This is a genomic window from Streptomyces sp. NPDC058284 (genome assembly GCF_042881135.1).
Classification (GTDB): domain Bacteria; phylum Actinomycetota; class Actinomycetes; order Streptomycetales; family Streptomycetaceae; genus Streptomyces.
In genome coordinates this window covers 29,743-55,227 of record NZ_JBHVYE010000004.1, presented here as the reverse complement: position 1 = coordinate 55,227, position 25,485 = coordinate 29,743, and the positions used below count along the sequence as shown (strand labels likewise).

Sequence of the window (25,485 nt, the reverse complement as noted above, 5' to 3'; positions counted from 1 at the left end):
GCGTCCGCCTATCGTGGCCCACGTGAACCGATCTTGGATCGAGCTTGCGTTCGACAGCAGATTCGCCGTCATACGGGTCCTGGCGCTCGCCGGCCTACTGATCGGCGATTTCCTGCTGCTGCAGCGGCCGTCCGGAGCACAGGACTGGGGCTTCGCCGCAGCCGGGCTCGTGTTGTGCCTGGCCGCGGGCAAGTGGGCGTTCGGCGCGCTCCTGGCGCAGTCGGTCCTGCTCGTTGTCGCACATACGCTGGGCTCGAGCACCGCTTCTTCGTTGAAGGTGCTGGCCGCTGTGACGCTCTTCGAGCTGGCGGTTCGACAGCCCGGGCGCCGCCTGGCCGCCGGGACGACGGCCCTGGCGCTTGCCGTTGCCGTGAACCGACTTGAGGACCTGCCCGGCGAACTTCTGCCGGTGCTCTACAAGATGGGCATCGTCGCGGGCCTGCCACTGCTCCTGGGCGCGTACGTACGCGTGACCCGCGACGCCGCAGTGCACGCCCGTCAACAGGCAGAACAGCAGGAACTCCGCGCCGAACAACAGCTGCTGGCCGCCCGCGCAGCGCAGCGCACCGCCATCGCGCGCGAGTTGCACGACCTCGTGGCCCACCACGTCTCCTCCATGGTGCTGCGCGTTGGCGTCGCCCGACATGTCATCACCGCCACCAGCACCACCGATCCGCGGATCACCGAAGTCCTCGACGACATGCACTCGAGCGCCGGCGCGGCACTGGCTGATTTGCGGCGCCTGGTGGCTGTACTGCGCGCCCCGGACCATACCGGTCCCGACACCGGTTCACTGGTCTCGCCCGGGGCACTGGCGGCGGCACTGGAGTCGGTGGTGGAACACAGCCGCCAGACCGGCCTGGCCGTCACCGCTTCCGTGGATCCCCGTGTCGCACGGCTCGACGCGGTACGGGGCCTCGCGGTCCTCCGCCTGGCACAAGAGGGCCTGGCCAACGCGGCCAAGCACGGCGGACCCGGCGCACACGCCGAGCTGGCCGTGCGAGTGGCCGATGACGCCGTGCACCTGACGATCCACGACGACGGGGCCGGAAGAACCGGACCACCGGCCATGGCCCCGACCGGACACGGCTTGACCGGCATGCGCGAACGCGTGAGCCTGCTCGGCGGCCGGCTGCACGCGGGCCCCGCAGCTCAGGGCTGGCGACTCACGGCCGAACTGCCCGCCTTCACACCCGACATGGAGCCCCAGCTGTGATCCGCATCCTCGTCGTCGACGACCAGCAACTCGTCCGCATGGGGCTGCGCATGCTCTTCGAGCAGGCTCAGGACATCGAGATCCAGGGCGAGGCCGACAACGGAGCAGAGGCGGTACGACTTGCTGAACGCCTCACCCCCGACGTCGTCCTCATGGACCTGAGAATGCCCGGCATGGACGGCATCACGGCCACCCGCCGTATCCTGGCGGCGCGCCCTGCCACCCGGGTCGTCGCCCTCACCACGTTCGACGACGACGACCACCTGTATCCGGTACTCGCGGCCGGAGCCTGCGGCTTCCTCGTCAAGGACACCCCACCGGCCGAACTCCTGGACGCCGTACGCCGGGCCGCCAACGGAGAGGCACCCTTCAGCCGGGACATCCTTGACCGCCTCGTCACTCAGGCTCTCCAGGCCCGGCCCTCCTCCGACACGCCTACGGACATCCCCGTGCCGGCCATCACCCCCCGCGAGCGGGAAGTACTCGGCCTGCTCGGCGTGGGCCTGTCCAACAAGCAGATCGCCGACCGGCTGCATCTCGGGGTCACCACGGTGAAGACGCATGTAGCGAACCTGATGACGAAGACGGGCCGGGACAACCGCATCCGTCTCGCCGTTCTCGCCGTCCTCACCGGCATCACTGCGGACTGACACGCCCCTGCTGCGAGAGACCCTCCGCACCGAGACGGGCACAGCAACGCGGAGCCGAAACGCCCGGGGCCACGGTCCGCCGGCCCGCGCATGGGGTCACCGCAGGGTGTAGCCGCCGTCGGGATAGAGGGTGGAACCGGTCGTGAAGCCGTTGGTGAAGAGGAACAGCACGGCGTGGGCGATGTCGTCCTCGGTGCCGAGCCGGTGCAGGACCGTGTCCCTGCGGTACTGCGCGAAGGCGCCTTCACGGTCTGCGGCCGGTCGCTGCGCCCAGAGGTTGCCGTCGATGGTGCCGGGCGAGACGACGTTGACGCGGACCGGTGCGAGTTCAAGGGCCAATCCTCGCCCGAGTCCTTCGATCGCCGCGTTGCAGGCGGCGTAGGCGGGTGCGGGCGCCGGGGGCCGGGCCCCGGCAGCACCGGACATCAGCACAACGGAGCCATCCGCCGCCAGCTTCGGCGCGGCGCATCGCACGGCGTGGTACTGGCCCCAGAACTTGGAGACGAACGGGCTCGCCGCCGCGTCGTCGTCCAGCTCGAGCATCGGGCCCACCTGGTAGGAGGCGGCAGAGGTGAACAGGTGGTCCACGCGGTCGAGTTCCGCGAAGAACGCCGCGAGCGAGGCGCCGTCCGTGACGTCCACGGCCCGCCAGGTCGCCGAGTCACCCACCCGCTCCGCCGCGGCGGCCAGTCGCTCGGGAGTGCGGCCTCCCAGGACGACGCGAGCGCCGGCAGCGGCCGCGTGATGCGCGACCCGCAGCCCGATGCCCGAACCACCGCCGATCAGGACGACCGTGCGCCCTTCGAGGCGCCCGTCGTGGTGGGCTTCAGTGTCAAGGGGCAGCTGGCTCATGGCGGTTCCTTATCGGTGCAGCGCATATACGTGATCAACTTCCGACAACCGACTGATGAATGGCCCTATTCCCCCCACCTTCCTGGTGGCGAACGGCGGTGCCGCAGACCAGGACCTTCACCGATCCGCAGCTGTGTGCCGCCATCGTCGGCCGCCTCACCTTCGGCGGCGACATCATCAAAACGCCGCGACTGCGACGCCGGCCCACCGTCGGAGGCCTGCCGGGGCGCGGCGGAAGAGATTGAGCACACCGAGGGTGTGGTTGCGCAGCAGCATGGGCGTGGCGTGGACGGACGTGTAGGCCGGCGCGGTGGGCGTGGGTGCTGAAGCGAGGTCAGAAGGTAACCGGCGACTCCTGCTTCGACGGCGCGCGGGATGTCGCGGTCCGTCTCGTACGTGGTGAGCACCCGGCTCCGGACTGCCGGGGGCGTCCTTCTGGCCGGGACGAATCTGCCGGAGTTCTCGTACTGCGCCGAGACGGCCGACCCGCGCGTCAGCAGAACCCGCGATCCTTGGGACTCCGCGACGGACTCCGGGGGGGTGAGCCAGGAACTGGTCCCACTGCAAGCTGCGGCCCGTCTCGACCACCTAGACCGCCTCGCCCGCGTGCCCCGCGGCAATGGCGCAGGCAACGGCGTCGACGGCGAGGATGGGACGGTGTTGCCGACGATGACGGGCACGGCCTCCCACGCATCTCGCGGGGCGGCAGCCTGCCCACTGCGGCGAGGTCCTGGTGGCCGACGGCCGGGGACGTGCGTGTCAGCCGGTAGCCGCAGTCGCTCGGGGCGGGAACGGGCGCGCACCCCATGGCACCGGGTCGCCGGCGCAGGCGGGTGAAGTTGGGGGCGGGGCGCACGCCGCCTCCGGAACCGATGTCGCCCATGCGCATTCACGGCAATCGGCGGCGGCGGTTGGGGTGCAGGAAGTGCCGCTGAGGTTGGCCTGTTCGCCGGGAGGTCCGGTTCAGCTGCGCTCCCAGGCGGGGTTCAGCCGGATCTCGATGTCGTCGGACGCCACCTCCGGTGCCGGGTCGGCGGTTACGCCAGCCCGTACCGAGCGGCCGGTGCCGGCCTCGACGAACGTCAGGGGCGGGCGGCCTTCCTGCAGGTACTTGTCGCCCCATTGCATCAGCGACAGGAACACCGGCAGCAGGTCCTCGCCGGCCTCGGTCAGCCGGTACTCCTCGCGGGCCCGGCTCCCCGGTTCCCGGTAGGGAACGGGCGCGACGATCTGCGCGGCCTTGAGCTGTTTGAGTGCGCGTGACACCGCGGGCGCCGAGGCCCCGATCCGCTCCACGAAGTCCTCGAACCTGGTGGTGCCGTAGAAGCATTCGCGGACCACCAGGAAGACCGTCTTGGTGGTGAGCAGGTCCAGCACCCGTGCCGCCGAGCATCCGTCGCCGACCGACCACGCGTCCCGGTCGTGCAGCCGCTCCTCGAAGTTCATCGCCACCCCGCCATTGTAACTAACGATTGCGTTATCCAGCGAGGCGTGCTTCCATCTGGCTAACGACTTCGTTATCCAGGTGGGAGATGTTGTGGTTGCAGTAGCAGGCAGGGTGGTCGTGGTGACCGGGGGCCGGCGGGGGCTCGGCGCGGCGCTGGTGGACGAGGTGCTGGCACGCGGGGCGCGAAAGGTGTACGCGACCGCGCGCTCGGCGTACACCGACAACCGCCCGGAGGTGGTCACCGCCGAACTGGAGGTCCGCTCGGCGGAGTCGGCCGCCGCCCTCGCGGAGGCCGCCGCCGATGCCGAGATCGTGTTCAACAACGCTGGAGTCCTGCTGCCGGCTCCGCTGCTCACGGGTGACCTCGAACGCGTCACCGAGACGTTCGACGTCAACGTCTTCGGGTTGCTGCGGGTGGCACGAGCGTTCGCACCGATCCTGGCCGCGAACGGCGGAGGCGCCCTGGTGAACATGCACTCCGTGCTGTCCTGGCTGGCCGGCAGCGGCGCCTACGGGGCGTCCAAGGCGGCGGCGTGGTCCGTCACGAACTCGCTCCGACTCGAATTGGGGCGCCAGAAGACCCAGGTCGTCGGCGTACACGCAGGGTTCATCGACACCGGGATGACCTCCGCCTTCCAACTGCCGAAGGCGCCGCCGACCGAGGTGGCCGCGCGGATCGTCGACGGCCTGGAGGCCGAGGCCACGGAGGTGCTCGCGGACGATGCCTCGGCCACCGCCAAGGCGGCACTGTCCGGCCCCGTGGAACACCTGACTTTCTCGCCCGCCCGTTGACGCCCCGTCCCGACATTTCGAGGAGTAAGCAACCGCCATGCCACTGTGGACCATTCACCACACGCCCGGAACCTTCACCGACGCGGAGAAGCACCAGCTCGCCTCCCACATCGCCGACCACTACGAACAGGTCGGCCTGCCCCGGTTCTACGTGGTCACGCTCTTCCGCGAGACCCGGCCCGAGGATTTCTACGTCGGCGGCGAGCCCACCCCGACCGGAGTTCGCATCACCATCGACCACATCGCCCGCCGCAACCCGGACCAGCAGAGCCGGCGCCGAACCGCCCAATGGATCAGGGGCATGCTGCAGCCCCACCTCGAACGGAGCGCAGGGCTGCACTGGGAGTTTCACATCGACGAGACCAGCGATGACCTCTGGATGATCAACGGGCTCGTGCCGCCCCCGGCAGGTTCCGACGCCGAGAAGCTCTGGGCCGAGACGAATTCGGCGTCCCCCTACTGATCGCGCCGCCGGGGCCACCCCCGGAACAAAAGAGCCGCACTGCCGTCAGGGCGCCGGTGCGTGCCCTCACCCAGCCGAGGCCGAGCGCGAACCGGGGGCTTCCCTGGCGCCGCCGTGCGGGCCGTGAGCGCGGCCGGCAGGGCGGGCCCTGAAGAATCGACGACACCATGGCCGCCGTGGCCCCGCAGACTGCGGGGCCATGGCGTACCCGTACCCGAGGTCGCCCACGAACTGGTCACCGCCGTCCACCTGAACAGGCCCGGGTGCGAAACGGCACGGCTTCAAGGAAGTTCGGCTCGCCATGCCGCAGTGCCGGCTACGAACACGGAACGCAGTAGAGGGGTGCGGCGTTCCAGTGGTCTGTCGCAAGACGACGGTGTCCGGGCCGGATGCAATGGCTTCGCGATCTTCCACAGCCCGTCTGGCGTCTGGAACGATCCAACTCCGCGTTTCCTAACCCATGCTGAGGTTCTACTCCGCCTCACCACATAGGACAACGTCTTAACACTCCAGCTGCAGATCGGGATCCGAGGGAGGCGCGTCGGCGAGGGACGGCCGTTATTCCAGCCACATTCCGTCGCGCATGATGACTCTCCCCCGCAGTTCCGGCTCGCCGCGCCAAGCGCGCACAATCCTCGGGGTCACGCGTACATACAGAAAGGAACCCTCATCCACGCGCGGATCCCATCCGAACTTGTCGGCGAAGGCCTCCGCTGCGTCTCCGGGCACCTCCTGGTCCGGGAAGCACTCCGCCTCCCCCTGGAGGAGCACCACGTCGAAGGTGTCCGGTAGCGCCAGGCGCACGCGCGGCTCTTTGCGGACGTGGCTGCGTCGCCGGGCGGACCAGCTGAGCCGATGGGCCGGGCCGTGAGCGGGCCGGACACAATACTCGTTCAACCCGCGCGAACCGCCCGGCCATCCGGCTCATCAGGCCAACGAACACCTCCTGCCAGCGGGCAGGGTCTACGCTGTGACCTGCGGCCACCACGTGATCGTTTGTCTTCACATACTGATGATCAACGTGGCCGCACCTGTCTCCACAGCGCGTCAGGGTCACGCGGCGAACGCATGCGGTCCTGGGTCAGGAGGACATGTGCAACGTGGCGAAGTCTGGTGGATCGAGTTCGACGAGCGGCGCCCGGTCGTACTGCTGTCGGAAGGCGACGCGGCCGGGATCCGGGTGATGCAGGTCGTGGCTCCGGCGGGCGTCGACATCAGCGGTCTGGGCGTCGAAGTGGCAGTAGGCGCCATGGAAGGACTGCCCTTTGAAGGCGTGCTGCGGTTCGCGTTCCCGTGTCCGGGCTTCACCCCTTGTACGTGGCTGACCACCGTGTGCCGGGAGGACCTGATCGAGCGGGCGAAAAGCGCCCTGTCGTACGCGAAACTCAAAGAGATCGAGGATGCCCTCCGACTCGCTGGACAGGCGAAGGAGCGGACCCCGGCGACGACCGAGAAGCTCAGCGAATTGAGGGACGCCCTCCGTCTCGGTGGACTTGAGTAGCCGGGTAGTCGAGGGGTTGCCGATTCAGTGCCCTCGACTCGGCAACCGTCAGTCACGATGAGCGCCGTCGTTGGCACAGCAGTTGAGCAAGGTCCACCTCGTTGCTCCCTGCATCCCGCCGATGGCATCGGGTCCCATCTGCATGTCGGCGTCCGTGCCTTGGCCAAGCCCGCACGGCGAAGCCCCGCCATCTGTTCAGCAGGGCTTCGTCGTGCGCGCCGTCAGTCCACGCTGACCATCCGGGCCTTGCTCGGTGCCCCGGCCGAGTTGAGCGCGAACAGCAGATAGCTGCCGGGCAGTGCCACCCCCGGGTCGGAGGGGACGTCGAGGGTGTACGAGGTCGCGCTGTTGCGGGTGAAGGTGAGCGGTACGCGCCGCTGGTCGTTGTCGGTGGAGTGGGTCGCGGCGCCCGCCCGCACCAGGGCGAACGAGGTGACCGCCGAGTCAGTGGTCACGGGGACGGCCGCCCCGTTGGCCACGTGGGCGGGCACCGTGCCGGTGATGACGGGCCGGGTGCGCTCGGTGCCGTCGGCGTTGAGCAGGTAAGGCGGGGTGAAGACGGCCCCGTCGGCGTGGTTGGTGGCGCAGTCACCGCACAGGCCGCCGCCCCCGGAGAAGATGCGCCCGTCAGGCAGCAGGTTGGCCACGCTGTGGTAGTTGCGCGGCACGGCCATGCTTGCCATGCGGGTGAACTGCCCCGTCGCCGGGTCCCATATCTCCGGTGTGAGCGAGGAGGTCGCGTCGCTGAACGGGACCGGATAGGACTGCCCGCCGAACACGGCGACCTTGCCGTCCGGCATGACCACGCTGTTGCTGAAGGAACGGGCGAAGTCCATGTCACCGGTGCGGGCGGCCACCGGTGTACCGCCGCCCTTGAGGTCGACGGTGTACGCGCGCCGGGTGGCCGTCGTGTTCTCGTACGCGGTCGCACCGCCCAGTGTGAGGAGTTTGCCGATGTCGTACGCGACGGCGTTGCCGTTCATGGCGTCCGCGCTGTCTGCCCGCGTTCCGGCGGCGGTGACGGAGCCGTCCCCCTGGGTGGAGATCCAGTTCATCTGCCTGCTTGGTCCCAGCTGGAGGACCCGGCCGCCCGACGTCGCGTGCAACCACTGGTGGTTGTCGGCCCGGTAGGGGCCCGCCGGGTCGGCTGTCATGGTGTTGGTCACCGGCACGCCGGGCAGCCCCCGCCAGGTGCCGGTGGACGGCGACCAGACCTCGCCGTTCTTGCCGCCCCGGCTGCCGCTCCAGGAGCCGCCGAGGACGAAGGCGTCGCCGTTGGAGAGCAGGGTCATGGCCTGGTAGCCACGGGCGATGTTCATGTCGCCGGTCGCCGACCAGGCGTCGGTGGCCGGATCATAGATGCTGGCCCGTTCGGCGTTGCTGCCGCCGGTGACCAGCACCCGGCCGTCCTTCAGGACCGCGATGCCGGGGCAGAACATGTCGTGCCGGGTGTTGTCGACCCGTCGTTGGGTGACGGCTCCGCTGCCGAGATCCATGATCGCGGTCTGGGTGTAGCCGTTGCTTCCCCCGAAGCGGTCGACTCCGTACGCGGACCAGGCGAGCAGCTTGTTGTTCGGCAGCAGGGCGGTGGCCACCGGAACCAGCGGGAATCCGGTGACCCGACCCCAGGAACCGGCGGTCGCCGGGTTCGCCGGAGTGCTGAGACGGAGTTCCGCCGCCGAGGACCACGGCCCGCGCCCGCCCGCCTCCGTGGTGGCCGTCAGGCGCACGTAACGCGCGCTGACGGTGCGGGAGAAGGTGGCGCCCTTGGCGGTGTCGTCGTCCTTCCAGGTGCCGCTCGCGACGGGTGCCCCGAACGTGGTGCCGTCCGTGCTGGTCGTGACGGTGTAGGCGCCGACCCGGCCGTTGGCCCCGGTCCTGCGCGGCTGGTAGGTGAGAGCCGAGACGTCGCGGGCGCTCTTCATGTCGATGGTGATGCTGTGCGGCAGGGGCGCGACGGTACCGGAGTACCGGCTGTGCCAGAGGGTGTCCGGATCGCCGTCGAGGACGTTGGCGGCGGTGTTCGCCGAGGCGCCCGCCTCCTCGTCGCTCGCCGTCGCCGTCCACCCGGTCCGTGACAGGTCGACCACGGAGGCGGGTGAGCCGGGGTCGCCGAGGAGGTTGAGCTCGGCCGCGGACGACCAGGGGCCGCGGTTGCCGGCCTCGCTCGTCGCGGTGAGCCGCACGTAGCGGGCTCCCTGCGCGGCGAAACTCAGGGTCTTGGCGGTCGCGTCGTCGCCGAGGGTGCCGGAGGCGACGGCGGAACCCCAACTCGTACCGTCGGCGCTCAAATGGATGACATACGAACCCACCCTGCCGTTGGCGCTGCTGGCGCGCGGCTGGTAGACGAGTGCGGATACGACGGCCGTCCGGTGCATGTCGACGGTGAGGGTGTGCGGCAGCGGCGCGGCGGTGCCGCTCCATTTGCTGTGCCAGAACGTGGCGGTGCTGCCGTCGAGCACATTGACGGCGCGTCCGTTCTCGGACGCGGTCTCCTCGTCACTCGCGGACACGGTCCAGCCGTCCCTGGGCAGGACGGGGGCGGTGGGTTCCATGGCGTCGGCCGGCACCACGGGTTCGTGCGGCGCCGCCATCGGGTGCCGAGGATCGGGAGCTGCGGTGGCGCCGGATCCGGCGGCCGCGATGACCGGGCTGCCTCCGGTCAACGGAAGCAGCGCAGCGACGACGGCGGCGAGCGCGAACGCTATGAGGCCGGTGGATCTGAGTCTGCGGTACGGAAAGGATGCGAACAGACGGGTCGGCATGAAGTCCCCCGGAGATGCGCGACGGGTGCGCAGATGGAGGCATGACCATGTCAATGGAGTGCAGGGATGTAAAGGGCGTTCTCACGCCAATCGGCTCGTCGCCGCAGCCGTGCGGCCAGCGGGCGCACCTATCGCCGCATCCACCGTCGTGGTGCACCGTCCATCGAGGCGCCGCGCATGCTCGCGGGAGCGCACCGGCTGATGCGCACTGATATCTCATCAGTAGGAGGCGCATACGTAGATGTCGTGCCCGAAGCACTCCAAATGCGCTTGTGGAGGCAGAGGTTCATCGCAACCCAGCAGGTCCAGGGCGTCCACGCGGCAGACGGGCCGCCGGCCGGCGCGGGCCCGGCACGGCCGCCGCTTGGACCGCCACGCCCAGGGCAGTCATGGGCACGGTAAGGCCCCGGGCACCGGGCACCGGTCGCCACGTCACGGGGCGTGTTCCCTGCTCGACTCTCGACGGGAGAAGACCGTGACCGTATTACGCCTTCGAAGACGCAGTCACTCACGGAGCGGGCCATCGCCCCGCGCGGCGGGGTTCCTGCCGGCCCTGTCCCTCATAGTTGTCGCCCTGGTGGCTCCCGCGCAGGTGCGAGCGGACACCACCTTCTCAGCGAAGATCGACTTCGGCACCGCCGCCACCGTGCCGGTGAGCGGCTACGCACTCGACTACGGGCAGGCTTTCGGCGCCCGTACCGGCGCCGACCAGGGCACCGGCCTCACCTACGGCTGGGTGGGGCTGACCGACACCACCCCGCTCGACCTGACGGGCAACGGCCGGGACAGAGGCACCGCCGAGCCCGACCGGCTCCTCGCCACCCTCGTGCACATGCAGCTACCCGCCTCGTCAGCCGGTGTGAAGACCCCGGGCCGGTGGGAGATCGCCGTGCCCAACGGCACCTACACGGTGACGGTCGCCGTGGGCGACGCCCCGAGCATCGACAGCTCCCACGCGCTCCAGGTCGAGAACCAGAACGCGGTCGACGGTTTCGTCCCCACGTCCACCACCAAGTACCAGACCAGGACCGTTCAACCGACCGTGACGGACGGCCGGTTGACGATCAGTCCGCTCGGGGGCAGCAACACGAAGATCGCGTACGTGACCATGGCCCCGCTCGCCGACTCCGCCGTCCACCCGGAGGTCAGGACGGTGACCCCGGCGAACACGGCGACCGGCGCGGCACCGACCGGCAGCGTCGTGGCGGACCTCCGCCTGGTGGGCCCGGGCGTCGACACCGCGACCCTCACCGGCGGCACGGTCGCCCTCAAGGAGTCGGTGACCGGGGCCGCCGTGCCCGCCCACGTGATCACCAGCGGCGGCGGCGACGTCATCAACCTGTCGCCGACGACGGGGCTCAAGGCGAACACCCGCTACCGCTTCTCGGTCACCAGCGGCGCCCGGGACCTGGACGGGCGGAGCTTCACACCATGGAGCTCGGTATTCACCACCGGAGCGGGCACCGGCACGGGCAGCATCGCCTTCGACAAGGTGGCCACGTCGGCGACGGGCAGGAGTTTCGCCTCCGTCGTGAAGGGCCCCGACGGCAAGCTGTACGCGTCCACACTCGACGGATACATCCTGCGGTACGCGATCGCCGCCGACGGCACCCTGAGCGGGGCGGAGACGATCTCCACCGTGCGCACGGACGCGACGGCCCGCGGCCTGCCGGGAGCACCGAATCGCTCCGTCATCGGGATGGCGTTCGACCCCTCGTCCACGGCGGCAAGCCCGGTTCTGTGGATCACCTCCAACACCATGTACGCGGGAGGCACACCGAACGAGCCGGACTGGTCCAGCAGCATCGCCAGACTGAGCGGTCCGGGGCTCGGCACCTACACCGAGGTGATCAGCCGTCTGCCCCGGTCCGTGAAGGACCACGAGACCAACTCGCTGGCGTTCGGCCCTGACGGCGCCCTGTACGTGACGCAGGGCGCCAACAACGCCATGGGCGCCGCCGACCCGACGTGGGGCAACCGCCCCGAGCACCTGCTCAACGCCGCCGTTCTGCGCCTCGACCCGGCCAAGCTCCCGGCGTCCGGTGCCGTCGACGTGCGGACCGAGAGCCCGGGAACGTACGACCCGTTCGCCGCCAACGCACCGCTGACCCTGTACGCGACGGGCGTCCGCAACGCCTATGACCTGGTGTGGCACACCAACGGTCACCTCTACGCACCCACCAACGGATCCGCGGCCGGGGGCAATACGCCCGCTACGCCCACGCCGCTGCCCGCCGCCTGCTCCCGCCGGATCGACGCGGCGACGGCCGGGGCCTACACGGGCCCGACCGTGCCGGGGATCACGTCCAACCCCGTGGCGGAGACCGACTACGTCTTCGACGTGAAGAAGAACCGCTACTACGGGCACCCGAACCCGGCGCGCTGCGAGTGGGTGCTGGCCGGGGGCAACCCCACTTCGGGCACCAGTCCCTTCGAGGTCACCGGCTATCCCGTAGGCACCCAGCCGGACCGCAACCTGGACGCGGCCGGCATGTACGACGCCGGGCTGCACGCCTCCGCCGACGGGGTCGTCGAGTACCGCGGCAACGCCTTCGGCGGCGCGCTCAAGGGCAAGCTCCTGGTGGTCCGTTACAGCAGTGGCCAGGACATCGAGGTGTTCGGCGTCGACGCGCAGGGGAAGCTGTCGGCGCCCACGACGGGCATCACCGGGTTCACCGGATTCCAACAGCCGCTGGACGTCACGGAGGACACGGCCAAGGGCACCCTGTACGTCACGGAACAGGGCGCTTCGAAGATCACTCTGCTCAGGCCCAGGGTGTGACGCCGAGAGGAGAGTCGGCCTGGCACTGACCCGGCACACGTGGGGCTGCCATGTGCGTGTACGGCGCAAGGCGCCTGACCGGATCCACCGCCTCGTTGACGGCCCGAGCAGAGCGGCTGGGCATGCCCGGGTAGCGGCAGAAGACACGGCCCGCCGCCCGGTCCTGGCTGGGGGATGGCGGGATGGGGGCCGGCCAGTTCCTCGCGCGTCTTGAGGGTGACGTTGCTCTGCGCCCAGAAGTCGTTGCTGTGCGGGTCCACGGAGCCGTCCGACCACAGCGGCCCGGCTTGCGCACCGGCGGCGGGCGCGCCGGTATCGGGTGTACGTGACGGGGAGGCGCTCGGCTCGCGGGGCTCGCGGGAGGCGCTCGGCGTGGGGTCCGCGGGCGTCGGATCCCCGGGCGCCGGGTCCACCGGCGAGGGCACCCGGCGTGTCGCGACCGTCGACGGGGCGGGCGGGGAGGTGGGGGTGGTGGCCGGGGTCGGTGGGACCGCGGCCGGGTGCTGCGGAGGCACGTCGTTCACCACGGAGGCCATGCCGTAGCCGCCGACAGCGAGAATCCCTGCGACCGCCGCGGTGACGCCGGCCGCACGCACCCAGCCGAATTGGGGCGGACGGGCCGCGCGGGACGCGCTGACCGTCGAGTTGCGGATCGCTCAGACCGGTGGGGTCACCTCCACCGGTGCCTGGCGGTCGCTGCCCGAGTCCGACTTCACACTGAGGATCGCCGAGAAGGACGGCTACCTCGTCCACACCTGGGTGCTCAAGCGGGGGCGTACGGTCCCGGCCGGCCAGTGGGTGTTCGCCGGGCAGTACAACCACGTCCGCGGTGGCCGGGACGCCCGGGGCGACCGCTACGCGGCCACCGCCCGGACGCGGAGCGAACAGGTCACCGTGTCGGGCGACTTCGCCCGGCACGACGACTGATTCCAAAAGGGCGGCAACCTTTTCCCCACCCGTGGCGACCAGAAGGTGCAAGATCCTCCCCACGCAAGGAATGGGCATGACTGCACGAACTGAACAGCGCGTCCGCCACCGTCGCCGGGTCACCGCACGCCGGGCGGTGATCGGCGGAGCCGCCGCCCTCGGGCTGACCGGTGCGGCGATCGTCACCACGACCATGCTGTCCCCCGCCGGGGCCGCCGCGTCCTGGCCCTCGGACACCGGCGGCAAGCCGGTGTCGAAGACCATCCCGGTCTCCGGTGAGTACGACGGCGGGATGAAGAAGTTCTACGGCACCGGCGTCCTGGGCGGCAGCGGCCAGGACGAGGGCCAGTCCCCCATTTTCGAGCTGGCCGACGGCGCCGTCCTGAAGAACGTCATCATCGGCACGCCCGCCGCCGACGGCGTCCACTGCAAGGGCAGCTGCACCCTGCAGAACGTGTGGTGGCTGGACGTCGGTGAGGACGCCGCCACCTTCAAGGGCAAGTCGGCGTCGGCGACGTACAACGTCATCGGCGGCGGGGCGAAGAAGGCCGACGACAAGGTCCTCCAGTTCAACGGGGCCGGCAAGCTCACCGTGACCGGCTTCAAGGTCGAGGAGTTCGGCAAGTTGGTCCGCTCGTGCGGCAACTGCAAGACGCAGCACAAGCGCACGATCGTGCTGAGCGACATCGACCTGACCGCGCCGGGCAAGTCGATCGTCGGCGTCAACCAGAACTTCGGTGACACCGCGACGCTGTCGAAGATCCGGATCCACGGTGACACGAAGAAGAAGATGAAGACCTGCGTGCGCTTCAAGGGCAACGACACCGGCAAGGAGCCCACCGAGCTGGGCAGCGGCCCTGACGGCACCACGTGCCGCTTCTCGGCATCGGACATCACGTACAACTGAGTCATACCACTGACTGATGTACGTCGGCGCCGGCGCCCCCGCGCGGCGGCGCCGAAGGGGCGGCGTCCGTGGTGGACGCCGCCCCTTCAGTGAGTGACCCGGGGGGTTACTTGACGTTGACGCCGGACCAGGCGGCGGCCACGCGCTTGTACTCGGTGGAGTTCGCGCCGTACAGGTCCTTCGCGGCGCTCAGCGTGCCCTTACGGGCCGCCTTGTAGTTGGTGGTCGACGTGAAGTACGTCGTCAGGGCCTTGTACCAGATCTTCTCGGCCTTGGCGCGTCCGATGCCAAGTACCTTGGTGCCGTCGGCGGTCGGCGAGTTGTACTGGACGCCGTTGATCCGCTTCTTGCCGCTGCCCTCGGAGAGCAGGTAGAAGAAGTGGTTGGCGATGCCCGAGGAGTAGTGGACGTCGACGTTGCCGGCGTTGGCACTCCACTTGTCCAGGGAGCTGCCGTCCTTGCTCGGCTTGTCCATGTAACGCAGCGGGGAGCCGTCGCCGTTGATGTCGATCTTCTCGCCGATGAGGTAGTCACCGACGTCCGCGGAGTTCTTGGCGTTGAACTCCACAGCGGTGGCGAAGATGTCCGAGGTGGCCTCGTTGAGGCCGCCGGACTCGCCGTTGTACTCCATGTTGCCGGTCGCCGAGGTGACGCCGTGCGACATCTCGTGGGCGGCGACGTCGATCGAGGTGAGGGGCTTCTTGTTGCCCTCGCCGTCGCCGTACGTCATGCAGAAGCAGCTGTCGTCCCAGAAGGCGTTGACGTAGTTGTTGCTGAAGTGGACGCGCGAGGTCGCGCCCTTGCCGTCGCCGTTGATGCCCTTGCGGCCGTGCACGTTCTTGTAGTAGTCCCAGGTGATCTGGGCGCCGTAGGCGGCGTCGACCGCGGCGGTCTGCGCGTTCGAGGGCTTGCCGTTGCCCCAGACGTCGTTGGCGTCCTTGAAGAGCTTGCCGGTGCCGGTCTCCGCGTGCTTCAGGTCGAAGGTGCGGTGGCCGCCGCGGGCCTTGTCGGTCAGCTCGTAGCCGCTCGTGCCCTTCTTGGAGCCGACCTTGACCTTGCCGCTGTACTGGCTGTTGCCGGTGCCGGTCTCGATGGCCTGGTACTGGTACAGCTTCTTGCCCGTCGCGGCGTCCGTGATGACGTGGAGCCTGCTGGGCGTGCCATCCTTCTGCGTGCCGGTGACGACCGTCTCGTAGGCGAGGACGGGCTTGCCGGTGGCGGCCCAGATCACCTTGCGCGGAGCCTGCGCGTCGGCCTTGGCGGTCTTGGCCCTGGCGGCGGTCGACTCGGCGGACTTGGCGACCGACGCCTTGCCGAGCTTCGCGTCGGTGGAGGCGACCTTGACGCTGGCCTCGGTCGCCTTGGTGACGCCCTTCAGCTCTCCGCTCTTCGCGGTGTGCACGACGAGGTCGCCGCCGAGGACGGGCAGACCGTCGTAGGTGCGCTCGTAGCGGGTGTGGGTGGTGCCGTCGCTGTCCTTCACGACGTCACGGACGACGAGCTTCTCCTTGGCGCTGAGACCGATCCGCTCGGCGGTCGCCGATCTGTCGGCGCTCGCGTCCTGGAGGAGGTCCGCGCGCACCGACGCCGAGAGGGCGACAGGGGAGCCGGACGGCTCGGTGTTCTCGTCCGGCTGGGCGGAGGCGCCGGTGGTCAGTCCGGCGGTGAGCAGCGCTCCGGCGGCAACGGCGGTGGCGATCACGAGCATCGAACGCTTGCCGGATATGTAAGGGGTCACGCAGGCTCCATCTGTGGGGGCCCCGGGTGCGTTGAGGGCCACCCGGCGCAGAAAGGGACGCGATGCGGGCGTTCAGCGTGGTGCTGTACGTGCAGCGTGTTGCGGGGAAGCGTGCCATTCGGGCCAGGTACATGTCAGCATTTTTGTTGGATGTTGGCCGAATGTGGTCCGTTGAGCGAGGGTCGACGTACGCAATACGAACAGATCGTGAACGCGTACGGCACCGACAACCCGCGCACCGCCCCGGGGGAGTTGATGCCCCGGGGCGGCGGCGTGTTTCGGTGAGGGCGGAGCCTCTGAGCCGCGCCGCGCTCCGACATCGTTGTCAGAGAAGCGGTTTGCGCGGATTGCGGCCCTATGGGGCGTGGTCGGCTCCGTGGGAGCAGCGCGCGTCGGGGCGCGCCGTCGCCTTACGGCGTGTAGACGGCGTCACTGCCGTACAGCTCCCGGGTGAACGCGGAGACGTCGGCGCTGCGGTTGGTGCCGTCGAGGTTGTACGTCAGGTAGACGCCGTACCCCTCGCTGACGGTGCGGCGGGCGAAACTGGCGACCGTGCTCCGCGAGGTCCGGCCGATCTCGACAGCCGCCGGCGACAGCTTCGACTTGGGCAGTGCGATGCCGGGGACCTGCCAGGTGCCGTAGTACGGGTTCCAGGCGTAGTCGAACTTGGACGAGACGTCGACGCCGCCGTAGGAGAGGCGCGACGCGGCCGGGCCGATGTTGTAGAGGCTGATGATCTTGTTCGGCATGTTCGCGCGCAACGCCGTCACCAGGTGCACGAACGAGCCGGCGTTGGGCTGCCCCGTGCCGTTGTTGCCGTACTCGGCGTACTCGTCGTCGAAGTCGATGCCGTCGAGCCCGTACTTGGTGACGGTGTCCGACATCTGCTTCGCGAACGCCGAAGCCGCCTGCTGCGACGGGAAGTTCGCGAAACCGGCGCCCTGGTGGTTGCCGAGCACCGAGAGGACGACCTTGATGCCCTTCTGCTGCAACGGCCGTATCTGCGTGGCGGCGTTGTCGAGGACTCGCTGCACGTTCTCGTTGAAGTGCAGGTACGCCGTCTTCTTGCCCGTGTCGTAGTTGATGTTCGCCGCGAAGATCACGGCGACGTCGAAGGCGTTGCCGCCGCCGTTGGCGAGGGTGTACTTGCCGACGTTCAGCATGCTGTTGTTGTTCACCTCGACGTACGCCACCGAGGTCGGTCCCTGTTTCGCGCGAGCGGGGGTGGGGGCGGGCGCGGGGTTCGGGGCGGCCGCCGCGCCGGTCGCGGCGGCCGTGCCGAAGGCGAGGGCCGCGACGGCCGAGAGAGCGAGTGCGGCCGTCCGCACTCTGCTTCGTACCAGTGTGAACATCGTTGATCGGTCTCCCAACGCATGGATCGGCGCCCGACCTGTTCGAAAGCGCCGAGTGAGCCCTCCGAGTTTTCCTCCCCCGTGACCGAATCCCAAGAATCGTACGCAATCTCTTCACGATTCCCACGCACCTCGCGCCCCAGCAGTGCCCCTACGGGCGGCAGTTGGCGCCGCATTTCAGCCGTCAGCGAGCGCCCTGCGACTGCGGAACGCCGCCACGCGTGTGCGGTTCTGACAGGTCACCGAGCAGAAACGGCGTCGGCCGCCCGGGGATTGGTCGATGTAGACGTCGGCGCAGCGGCCGCCGGCGCAGGTGCCGATGCGCGCGAACCCGTGGGCGGCGAGGTACTGACGCAGGGTGATCGCCGCCGCCGCGACCACGGCGCGATCGGCGTCGTCGACGCACCATGCGGCGCGCAGCGCGTCGGAGGCCCCGGTCTCGATTCCAGTCTCGACTCCGGTCTTGATTCCGGTCTCGACTCCGGTCTTGATTCCGGTCTCGACTCCGGTCTCGACTCCGGTCTTGCTTCCGGTCTGGCTTCGGGTCTTGATTCCGGTCTTCATGACGGGACGGACACCGGTCTCGGACAGCAGCCGCGTCAGCTTCCGCGCACACGTCTCGGCGTCCCGGGCGGAGAAGACCGCGTGAAGGCGGTCCGCCGCGTCGGCCAGCGCCTCTGGGGTCAGCGCCGCCCTGACGCGCGCGGGCAGGCCGAAGCGTGCCGCGATCTCGGCGACGGGCCGGTGCGGGTCGTCCCCCCGGCCGTCCTCCTGGCGCGGCAGTGTGCCCCAGCCGTTGACGAGCTCCGTCAGCGTCTCCAGGGAAACTTCCGTGAGGGTGACCGGGGTGACTGCCATACGTTCCAGCGTAACGCGTTAAAGGTCGACTATGCGTTGCAGACTCTACGCCGGGCGGGTAACGTCTTGCCGCAGTCATGAGCGTTACACCATCCGGACTCGGGAGGCCGGCATGCTGGATCTCGCTCTTCTGCCGGCCTATCTGGCGGCGGTCGCGATCATCACCGTCGCCCCGGGACCCGACGCCGCGTACATCGTGGCCGTGGCCCTGGAACGCGGCCCGCGGGCGGGCCTCGTCTCCGCCGCCGGAATGGCCCTGGGCATGGCCGTGCACGTGACGGCTGCCGCGCTCGGCCTCGCCGTCCTGCTGCGCTCGACACCCGCCGTCCTGATAGCGGTGGAACTCATCGGCGGCCTCTACCTCGGATGGCTGGCGGTGACCACGATCCGTTCGGCCAGGAAGACGCCGACGGCGGCGCCCGAGACGCCGCCCGAGCGTCAGGTCCTGCGCCGGGCCCTCCTCACCAATCTGCTCAATCCGAAGATCGTGCTGTTCTTCGCCGCGTTCCTGCCGCGGTTCACCGATCCCGATCAGGGCCTCGTCTGGCTGCAGTTGCTCGTCCTCGGGCTGATCTTCCTGGTGATGGGGTTCGTCTGGGACAGCACGATCGGCCTGTTCGCGGGCCGCCTGGGCCAGGGACTGGTACGGGGTCGCCGCACGGCCGTGGCGGTGAACACGGTCGCCGGAGTGACCTTCGCCGTCCTCGCGGTGTTCCTTCTGGAGGACGCGCTGACCGCCGCCGTAGCCTGAGTGCCGCTCTGCCGGGAATAGCGGAGCCGGAGCATGGTTGACGCCACCATGACCTCTGAGAAGCGCAACACGTTCGGACGGATCGGCATCTGGAGCAGCGCCCTGCACGAGTCCCGTGCGGACGACGCGGGCAAGGGAGCGATCAGGGAAGCCGTCGCCGAACTCGACGAGCTGGGCTACGGCACGCTGTGGCTCGGCGGCAACGCCTCCCCCGACGACGCCGCGGCCGTCGTCGACGCCACCCGTACGGTCACCGTGGCCACCGGCATCCTCAGCATCTGGGAACACACCGCCGAGGACGTGGCGGCACGCATCGCGGCCGTCGAGGCGAGCGCGCGCGGACGCCTCGTCCTCGGCCTGGGGGTCAGCCACGGGCCGATGGTGCCGCAGTACACAAAGCCGTACAGCGCGATGGTGGCGTACCTCGACGCGCTGGACAGCGCCGCCCCCTCCGTGGGCCCCGAGCGCCGCGTCCTCGCGGCGCTCGGTCCGAAGATGCTCAGGCTTTCCGCCGATCGGGCGCTGGGCGCCCACCCCTACCTGGTCACCACCGAGCACACCACCGAGGCGCGCGAGGCGCTCGGCCCCGACGCCCTGCTCGCGCCGGAACTGACCGTAGTGCTCGACACGGAGCTCGACCGGGCGCGTACGACCGCGCGGAACATGCTGCGGATGTACCTCCAGCTGCCCAACTACACCGCCAACCTGCTGCGCCTCGGCTTCGAGGAGGACGACTTCGAGGACGGCGGCAGTGTCCGTCTCCTCGACGCCCTCTTCGCCCTGGGCGACACCGAGCGCGTACGGGCCCGGACCCAGGAGTACCTCGACGCGGGAGCCGACCACATCGCGCTCCAGGTGCTCACCTCCGAAGAGGGCGGTGCGGGGCTGCCGCGCACCGAATGGCGCCGACTGGCCGAGGCGTTCGCCGACGTTCTGTGACGGGCGGTCGCCGCCCGGCGAAACGCCCCCGCTAGAACACCGACCAGCCCGTCACCGTGGTGAAGTGGTCGAGCGCCGCCACGCCCGCCACGGAGTTGCCGTACGTGTCCAGGCCCGGGCTCCAGACGCACAGGGTGCAGCGTCCCGGGATCACCGCGACGATGCCGCCGCCCACGCCGCTCTTGCCCGGCAGGCCGACGCGGTAGGCGAAGCTGCCCGCCGCGTCGTACGTACCGCAGGTGAGCATCACCGCGTTGACCTGCTTGGCCTCGCGGGCGGGCAGCAGGCGCGTGCCGTCGCGGCGCAGCCCGTGCCGGGCCAGGAAGGCTCCCGCGAGGGCGAGGTCGCGGCAGCTCATACGGATCGCGCACTGCCGGAAGTAGTGTTCGAGGACCGTGGCGACGGGGTTCTCGAGGTTGCCGTAGCTCGCCATGAAGTGCGCGAGAGCCGCGTTGCGGTCGCCGTGCTCGGCCTCGGAGGCCGCCACCACGGGGTCGAAGGCGACGTCCGGGTTGCCGCTCTCCGTGCGCAGGAACTCCAGCATCGTGGTGCCGGCGTCTCCGGTCAGGCTCTGCAACCGGTCGGTGACGACCAGCGCACCGGCGTTGATGAAGGGGTTGCGCGGGATGCCGTTCTCGTACTCGAGTTGGACGAGCGAGTTGAAGGGGTTGCCGGACGGTTCCGTGCCGACCCGGTCCCAGATCCGCTCGCCGCCCTCCGCGAGTACGAGCGCGAGGCTGAAGGCCTTCGAGATGGACTGGACGGAGAACGGCTCCTGCCAGTCCCCCACCCCGTGCACCTCGCCGTCGACGTCGGCGACCGCGATGCCGAAGCGCTCGGCGTCCACCCCCGCGAGCGCCGGAATGTACCCGGCCACCTGGCCGCGGCCCACCAGCGGCCGCGCGAAGGCGGCGACTTCTTCGAGAACGGTCTGGTAGTCCACAACCCCGGCTTTCTGACTGCACGACGCGACCGTTTCATCCTGGAAAGCCGCTGGTTACGGGGCTATGTCGTCGGCCGCGGCCACAGGATAACGCTCCGTCGGGACCTGCTCCCGCCCGGGATCGGGCACCTGGTCTCCTGCGCCCTCCCGGAGTTCCACGATCACCAGTGTGCCCCGGCTGCCGGGGCGAACGGCGTGGGCCGTGCCTGCCGGAACGATGTAGAGCTCGCCCGCGCCGACCAGGACGGCCGCCCCGCCGACGTCGAGCCGGAGCTCCCCGTCGAGAACGAGCAGGGCCTCGGGGGCTTCGTGGCTCTCCTCCGCGACGGGCATGTCGTCCATCCTCAGCACCTTCAGGCAGGCGTTGCCCACATGTCCCAGCACGAGGGACCGCCACCCTTCCGCGAGGTCTGCCGCGGTGTCGGTCACATTGATCAGGCTCACGACGCACTTCTCCTGTCAACCCGGCGCTCGCGCCGGGGCCGTCTGCAACAGTGGATGTCCTGGACGCTATCTGACCTGCGCTGATGCCTGGTCGACCGAATGGCAAAGGATCCGTTGGGACCCTCACGCCCCCTTCTCAATCGGCCCAAGCGAACGGTGCCGCACTAACGGCCCAGTACATGTGTCCGCCTCGGCGTCATGGGGTACCCGTCGTCACGCGATAGTGCCCCTGCCCAGTGCCACCCACCCCTGCGGGTGGCACGGTCCCGTCGAACGATCGGAAACCAGTGAGCGAGAAGAAGAACCCGGTGACGGCCGCCGCGGAGAAGGCTGTGGAGAAGGTCCAGGAGGTCATGCGGTCCGGGAACGAGATTCCCGGCGCCCCGGGCCCCGAGGACGTACCTGCGCACGAGCCGACGGAGCCGCGCGAGCCGCTGCCCCCCAAGCCCGACCAGCGCGGCCCCGCGACCTACAGCCCGACGGGGCAGCCCACCGGAGTACCTCAGGAGAAGGTCGCCCAGGACGGCGCGTACCTGACCACCGCTCAGGGCGCACGCCTGTACGAGACCGATCACTCGTTGAAGGCCGGGCCGCGCGGCCCGGTGCTGTTGCAGGACCACCACCTGCGGGAGAAGATCACCCACTTCGACCACGAGCGCATCCCCGAGCGGGTCGTGCATGCCCGCGGGGCCGCCGCGCACGGCGTGTTCCGGGCCTACGGCTCCGCCGCGGGCATCACCAAGGCGGGCTTCCTCGCCGAGGGCGTCGAGACGCCGGTGTACGTCCGCTTCTCCACGGTGCTCGGTTCACGCGGCTCGGCCGACACCGTGCGGGACACCCGTGGCTTCGCGACGAAGTTCTACACCGGCGAGGGCGTCTTCGACCTGGTCGGCAACAACATCCCGGTGTTCTTCATCCAGGACGCGATCAAGTTCCCCGACGTCATCCACGCCGGCAAGCCGCACCCGGACCGGGAGATTCCGCAGGCGCAGAGCGCCCACGACACGTTCTGGGACTTCGTCACCCTCCATACCGAGGCCACTCACCACACGCTGTGGAACATGTCGGACCGCGGCATCCCGCGCTCCTACCGGATGATGGAGGGCTTCGGCGTCCACACCTTCCGGCTGGTCAACGCCGAGGGCGCCACCACCCTGGTGAAGTTCCACTGGAAGCCCAAGCTGGGTGTGCACTCGCAGGTGTGGGAGGAGGCGCAGATCACCGGCGGCATGGACCCCGACTTCCACCGCCGCGACCTGGCGGACGCCATCGAGGCCGGCGCCTTCCCCGAGTGGGAACTGGGTGTCCAGACCTTCCCGGACACCGAGGACCAGATGTTCGAGGGCATCGATCTGCTCGACCCCACGAAGATCGTGCCCGAGGAGCTCGCGCCGGTCCGCCCGATCGGCCTGATGACGCTCAACGCCAACCCGTCGAACTACTTCGCCGAGACCGAGCAGGTCGCCTTCCACCCCGGCCACCTGGTTCCCGGTATCGACGTCACCGACGACCCGCTGCTGCAGGGCCGGCTCTTCTCCTACCTCGATACGCAGATCAGCAGGCTCGGCGGCCCCAACTTCGGTCAGCTGCCCATCAACCGCACCCACGCGCCCGTCAACGACATGACGCGGGACGGCATGCACCAGACTGCCGTGCACCGGGGTGCGGCGCCGTACCGGCCCAACTCGGTCGACGGCGGCTGCCCGTTCCTCGCGGGCGCGGACACCGGGGCCTACATCGAGGTGCCCGTCGAGATGCCCGCCTCCCGCAAGGTCCGGGACGCGGCGGCCACCTTCGACGACCACTTCAGCCAGCCCCGGCAGTTCTGGCTCAGCATGAGCCCCACCGAGCGCGAGCACATCATCGCCGCCTACACCTTCGAGCTCGGCAAGTGCTGGAACGTGGGGATCAAGGAGCGGGCGCTGAAGGTGCTCGCCAACATCGACCCGGAGCTGTGTTCGCAGGTCGCGACCGGCCTCGGCCTTCCGGCGCCGGAGCCGTCCGTGCCGCTCGCGGCCGTCGAGCCGAGCCCCGCGCTCTCCCAGGTCGGCGAGCAGTGGCCGGTCGACGGCCGGATCATCGGCATCGTCACCGACGGCGCCAGTGACCTGGACGGAGTCCGCACGGTCCGCCAGGCGGTCCTGGACGCCGGGATGGTCCCGCTGGTCATCGCCCCGACCGGCGGCACGCTGGACGCGGACGGCGACCCGGTGACCGTGCAGCGCACCTTCACCACCGCGCGGTCCATCGAGTTCGACGCGGTGCTGGTGGCCGGGGCGCCGGCCCCGGCTCCGGACGCCTACGGAGCCCGTGACGCCAAGGCGGACGACGCCGCGGCGCTGGCCACGGGCGTCGAACCCCGCCTGCTGCTGTTGCTCACGGAGGCGTTCCGGCACGGCAAGGCGCTGGGCGCCTGGGGCCGGGGAGCGGTCGCCCTGGAAGCCGCGGGCCTGCCCGAGGCGGCGGCAGGTGTGGTGGTCGGCGAGGCCGCCACGTCCGTACTGGAAACGGTCACCGGCCTGCTCGCCGGCCATCGCGCATGGGAGCGGTTCACGCCTGCGGTCTGAGGCGAAGGCCCTGGTCGGGGGCGGTAGCTGTGCGCGGAGCGCGGCTACCGCCCCTCCGGCTTTCCCGACCCGCCCGGGGCCGGGCGAATCTCCAGGTCGGCGGCTAGTTCGGCGAGGCCCGTCGCCATGGTCCGCATGAAGCGGCTCAGGTACCACTGGAAGAAGCGGCGCATGCCTCGGCGTGCCACATACGTGCCGTGCCAGCGGATCCTTGTTCCGCCGTCGGGCAGCTCCGCCAGTTCGACCGTGGCGCGGTAATCGGCCATCTGCGGGTTTCCCACGCCCTCGTACGAGAAGCGGCGTTCGGGTTCGAGGCCGGTTATCCGCTCCCGGGTGACGACTTTCCCCGTACGGAAGGCTCGGGTCGCTCCGACACCGTCCCGGCCTTCGGGCGAGAGGTCGCTGGACCGGCCGGTCTCCAGCGCGTCTATGCGCGACCATTCGGGCCAGCTCCGCGGGTCGAGCAGCAGCGTCCATATCGCCGCGGGCGGTGCCGTCGATTCGGCCGTGACGTCGTACGACTGCATTTGCGGGCTCCTCACCCTGTCCGACTGCCGACTTTCGGGGTCGCGGGGAAAACCCTAGGTGCGGGGCGTCGCTGGTCCCATGCGTGGAATTGCGGTGCCGCGGTCAGGAATTGCGGTACTCGGAGGGACGCATCCCGGTCTGCCGGAGGAATGCCGCCGACAGGGCGCCGGGCCCTGCGAAGCCGCACCGTGGTGCTATCCGGGCGATCGCCAAGTCGGTGGTTTCCAGCAGTCGTCCCGCCTCCTCCACGCGCAGCCGGACGAGGTACCGGTACGGGGTCATCCCGGTCGCCGCCTTGAAGACCCGGACGAAGTGGTAGACGCTCAGGTGTACTTCGGCGGCGATCTCCGCCAAGGTGACCGGTTCCGCCAGCCGATCGCGCATCATCGCGACGGCGGTGGCGACGCGTACGTCTTCCTGCGCGCCCGTACCCGTGCCTGTACGCGTTCGTGGATCAGGTCGTCGGCCGTCACGGCTGCGACGGCCACGGCTCGCGTGACGAGTGAGCAGGTGCGCCGTCAGGAAGGCGGCCGCGGATTCGGCGTACACGTCGTCGGCTGCCTCGTCCATGGTGCCGAGCGTTCGGACGGCCTCCTCGATCAGCGGGTCCCCCGTCGCCAGGGACGCGGCCATGGCCTCGTAATCCACCGCGCTGCCGACACCCAGTTGCTCCGCGACCGTGTCGACCGTGCCGCGCGGGATATGGATCTGGACGCTCCGCATCGCCTCGTCCCCGCGATAACTCCGCAGGACGGACCGGCCCGGGATCATCAGCTCCAGTCGTCCCGGCGCCCAGGCGTGACGGTTCTTCGGCCCGTCGCTCCGCGTCGTCTCCATCGCCGCCCGCCCCGCCACGGGCAGCACCAAGTGCAGATCCGCCACGCCCGGCAGCGCCATGTCCTCGACGACGGGGACGTGCTCGAACCGCTGGACGAGCAAGGACTGCCAGCCGACGGTCTCCCAGCTGCAGTACGTCCGCCGGACGTAACGCCCCATGTCGAAACCGGCGTAGGGCTGGAGATCGAAATGGGCGGGGCGGGTGGATGCGAACGCCATGAGGTCG

At 69.8% G+C, this 25,485-nt stretch carries 23 protein-coding genes and 1 pseudogene; 13 read left to right on the top strand and 11 right to left on the bottom strand.

The genetic code is table 11. The annotated features are described in order from the left end of the window. The first annotated feature begins 13 nt into the window (after positions 1 to 13). Complete coding sequence (locus ACFVYR_RS07945; protein ID WP_389611470.1) at positions 14 to 1,216, top strand: sensor histidine kinase; 1,203 nt, start codon at positions 14 to 16, stop codon at positions 1,214 to 1,216. Next, entirely contained in the window at positions 1,213 to 1,866 is a 654-nt protein-coding gene (locus tag ACFVYR_RS07940; RefSeq protein ID WP_384253305.1) for a response regulator, read from the top strand. The genes ACFVYR_RS07945 and ACFVYR_RS07940 overlap by 4 nt, the downstream gene beginning before the upstream one ends. 96 nt (positions 1,867 to 1,962) lie before the next feature. Here the strand turns inward: ACFVYR_RS07940 and ACFVYR_RS07935 are convergent, their stop codons facing one another. Beyond that, on the bottom strand, positions 1,963 to 2,718 hold the full coding sequence (locus ACFVYR_RS07935) for an SDR family oxidoreductase (protein WP_384253307.1): 756 nt from the start codon (positions 2,716 to 2,718) through the stop codon (positions 1,963 to 1,965). Positions 2,719 to 3,093: 375 nt separating this feature from the next. Here ACFVYR_RS07935 and ACFVYR_RS07930 point away from each other — a divergent pair, with 375 nt between their 5' ends. After that, on the top strand, positions 3,094 to 3,555 hold the full coding sequence (locus tag ACFVYR_RS07930) for an amidase family protein (protein ID WP_384253310.1): 462 nt from the start codon (positions 3,094 to 3,096) through the stop codon (positions 3,553 to 3,555). Between the two features lie 126 nt (positions 3,556 to 3,681). Here the strand turns inward: ACFVYR_RS07930 and ACFVYR_RS07925 are convergent, their stop codons facing one another. Then, entirely contained in the window at positions 3,682 to 4,164 is a 483-nt protein-coding gene (locus ACFVYR_RS07925) for a winged helix-turn-helix transcriptional regulator (protein ID WP_384253409.1), read from the bottom strand. A gap of 91 nt (positions 4,165 to 4,255) precedes the next feature. On the opposite strand from ACFVYR_RS07925, the gene ACFVYR_RS07920 reads away from it, so the two are divergent. Next, a complete protein-coding gene (locus ACFVYR_RS07920; protein WP_384253312.1) occupies positions 4,256 to 4,957 on the top strand; it encodes an SDR family oxidoreductase in 702 nt (233 codons plus the stop codon). Positions 4,958 to 4,994: 37 nt separating this feature from the next. Beyond that, positions 4,995 to 5,420, top strand: coding sequence for a tautomerase family protein (locus ACFVYR_RS07915; RefSeq protein WP_384253314.1), 426 nt, complete (start codon positions 4,995 to 4,997; stop codon positions 5,418 to 5,420). 558 nt (positions 5,421 to 5,978) lie between these two features. Here the strand turns inward: ACFVYR_RS07915 and ACFVYR_RS07910 are convergent. Further along, entirely contained in the window at positions 5,979 to 6,317 is a 339-nt protein-coding gene (locus ACFVYR_RS07910) for a pyridoxamine 5'-phosphate oxidase (RefSeq protein ID WP_384253316.1), read from the bottom strand. Positions 6,318 to 6,513: 196 nt separating this feature from the next. Between ACFVYR_RS07910 and ACFVYR_RS07905 the strand changes: the two genes are divergently transcribed. Further along, positions 6,514 to 6,921 (top strand): type II toxin-antitoxin system PemK/MazF family toxin, encoded by a 408-nt coding sequence (locus tag ACFVYR_RS07905; RefSeq protein WP_384253318.1) that lies wholly within the window; start codon positions 6,514 to 6,516, stop codon positions 6,919 to 6,921. Positions 6,922 to 7,142: 221 nt separating this feature from the next. Here ACFVYR_RS07905 and ACFVYR_RS07900 read toward each other — a convergent pair whose 3' ends face one another. Next, the gene (locus ACFVYR_RS07900; protein ID WP_384253319.1) at positions 7,143 to 9,686 is read right to left on the bottom strand and encodes a discoidin domain-containing protein; all 2,544 of its coding nucleotides are present in this window, start codon (positions 9,684 to 9,686) and stop codon (positions 7,143 to 7,145) included. A 577-nt stretch (positions 9,687 to 10,263) separates the two neighbouring features. Here ACFVYR_RS07900 and ACFVYR_RS07895 point away from each other — a divergent pair. The 4 genes and pseudogenes from ACFVYR_RS07895 to ACFVYR_RS07880 all read left to right on the top strand — a co-directional run bounded on the left by ACFVYR_RS07895 (position 10,264) and on the right by ACFVYR_RS07880 (position 14,302). Beyond that, positions 10,264 to 12,468, top strand: coding sequence for an Ig-like domain-containing protein (locus tag ACFVYR_RS07895; RefSeq protein WP_384253321.1), 2,205 nt, complete (start codon positions 10,264 to 10,266; stop codon positions 12,466 to 12,468). Between the two features lie 210 nt (positions 12,469 to 12,678). Further along, positions 12,679 to 13,011: a hypothetical protein gene (locus tag ACFVYR_RS07890; RefSeq protein WP_384253323.1), complete on the top strand. Its 333-nt coding sequence runs from the start codon at positions 12,679 to 12,681 to the stop codon at positions 13,009 to 13,011. 87 nt (positions 13,012 to 13,098) lie between these two features. After that, positions 13,099 to 13,395 (top strand): annotated as a pseudogene (locus ACFVYR_RS07885) (hypothetical protein); the annotation flags it as partial. A gap of 76 nt (positions 13,396 to 13,471) precedes the next feature. Next, positions 13,472 to 14,302 carry a pectate lyase gene (locus tag ACFVYR_RS07880; RefSeq protein WP_384253325.1) on the top strand — a complete coding sequence of 277 codons (831 nt, stop codon included), beginning with the start codon at positions 13,472 to 13,474 and terminating at the stop codon, positions 14,300 to 14,302. 106 nt (positions 14,303 to 14,408) lie between these two features. Here the strand turns inward: ACFVYR_RS07880 and ACFVYR_RS07875 are convergent, their stop codons facing one another. The 3 genes from ACFVYR_RS07875 to ACFVYR_RS07865 form a co-directional block, all read right to left on the bottom strand. Continuing rightward, entirely contained in the window at positions 14,409 to 16,040 is a 1,632-nt protein-coding gene (locus tag ACFVYR_RS07875) for a M4 family metallopeptidase (RefSeq protein WP_384253327.1), read from the bottom strand. 410 nt (positions 16,041 to 16,450) lie between these two features. Continuing rightward, complete coding sequence (locus ACFVYR_RS07870) at positions 16,451 to 17,392, bottom strand: endo-beta-N-acetylglucosaminidase H (RefSeq protein WP_384253330.1); 942 nt, start codon at positions 17,390 to 17,392, stop codon at positions 16,451 to 16,453. Positions 17,393 to 17,569: 177 nt separating this feature from the next. Then, on the bottom strand, positions 17,570 to 18,250 hold the full coding sequence (locus ACFVYR_RS07865; RefSeq protein WP_384253332.1) for a CGNR zinc finger domain-containing protein: 681 nt from the start codon (positions 18,248 to 18,250) through the stop codon (positions 17,570 to 17,572). Between the two features lie 112 nt (positions 18,251 to 18,362). Between ACFVYR_RS07865 and ACFVYR_RS07860 the strand changes: the two genes are divergently transcribed. Together ACFVYR_RS07860 and ACFVYR_RS07855 are read left to right on the top strand one after the other, a co-directional pair. Next, entirely contained in the window at positions 18,363 to 19,001 is a 639-nt protein-coding gene (locus ACFVYR_RS07860; protein WP_384253335.1) for a LysE family translocator, read from the top strand. Positions 19,002 to 19,049: 48 nt separating this feature from the next. Next, the gene (locus ACFVYR_RS07855) at positions 19,050 to 19,940 is read left to right on the top strand and encodes an LLM class F420-dependent oxidoreductase (RefSeq protein ID WP_384253336.1); all 891 of its coding nucleotides are present in this window, start codon (positions 19,050 to 19,052) and stop codon (positions 19,938 to 19,940) included. Between the two features lie 31 nt (positions 19,941 to 19,971). On the opposite strand, the gene ACFVYR_RS07850 is transcribed toward ACFVYR_RS07855, so the two are convergent. Both ACFVYR_RS07850 and ACFVYR_RS07845 read right to left on the bottom strand, forming a co-directional pair. Continuing rightward, the gene (locus tag ACFVYR_RS07850; RefSeq protein WP_384253339.1) at positions 19,972 to 20,883 is read right to left on the bottom strand and encodes a glutaminase; all 912 of its coding nucleotides are present in this window, start codon (positions 20,881 to 20,883) and stop codon (positions 19,972 to 19,974) included. A gap of 54 nt (positions 20,884 to 20,937) precedes the next feature. Next, the gene (locus ACFVYR_RS07845; protein ID WP_384253341.1) at positions 20,938 to 21,327 is read right to left on the bottom strand and encodes a cupin domain-containing protein; all 390 of its coding nucleotides are present in this window, start codon (positions 21,325 to 21,327) and stop codon (positions 20,938 to 20,940) included. A gap of 287 nt (positions 21,328 to 21,614) precedes the next feature. On the opposite strand from ACFVYR_RS07845, the gene ACFVYR_RS07840 reads away from it, so the two are divergent. After that, entirely contained in the window at positions 21,615 to 23,894 is a 2,280-nt protein-coding gene (locus ACFVYR_RS07840; protein WP_384253343.1) for a catalase, read from the top strand. A gap of 44 nt (positions 23,895 to 23,938) precedes the next feature. Here ACFVYR_RS07840 and ACFVYR_RS07835 read toward each other — a convergent pair whose 3' ends face one another. Together ACFVYR_RS07835 and ACFVYR_RS07830 are read right to left on the bottom strand one after the other, a co-directional pair. Next, the gene (locus ACFVYR_RS07835) at positions 23,939 to 24,421 is read right to left on the bottom strand and encodes an SRPBCC family protein (RefSeq protein WP_384253346.1); all 483 of its coding nucleotides are present in this window, start codon (positions 24,419 to 24,421) and stop codon (positions 23,939 to 23,941) included. A 103-nt stretch (positions 24,422 to 24,524) separates the two neighbouring features. Beyond that, positions 24,525 to 25,478, bottom strand: a complete 954-nt coding sequence (locus tag ACFVYR_RS07830) for a helix-turn-helix domain-containing protein (RefSeq protein ID WP_384253348.1) — start codon at positions 25,476 to 25,478, stop codon at positions 24,525 to 24,527. Positions 25,479 to 25,485: the final 7 nt, after the last annotated feature.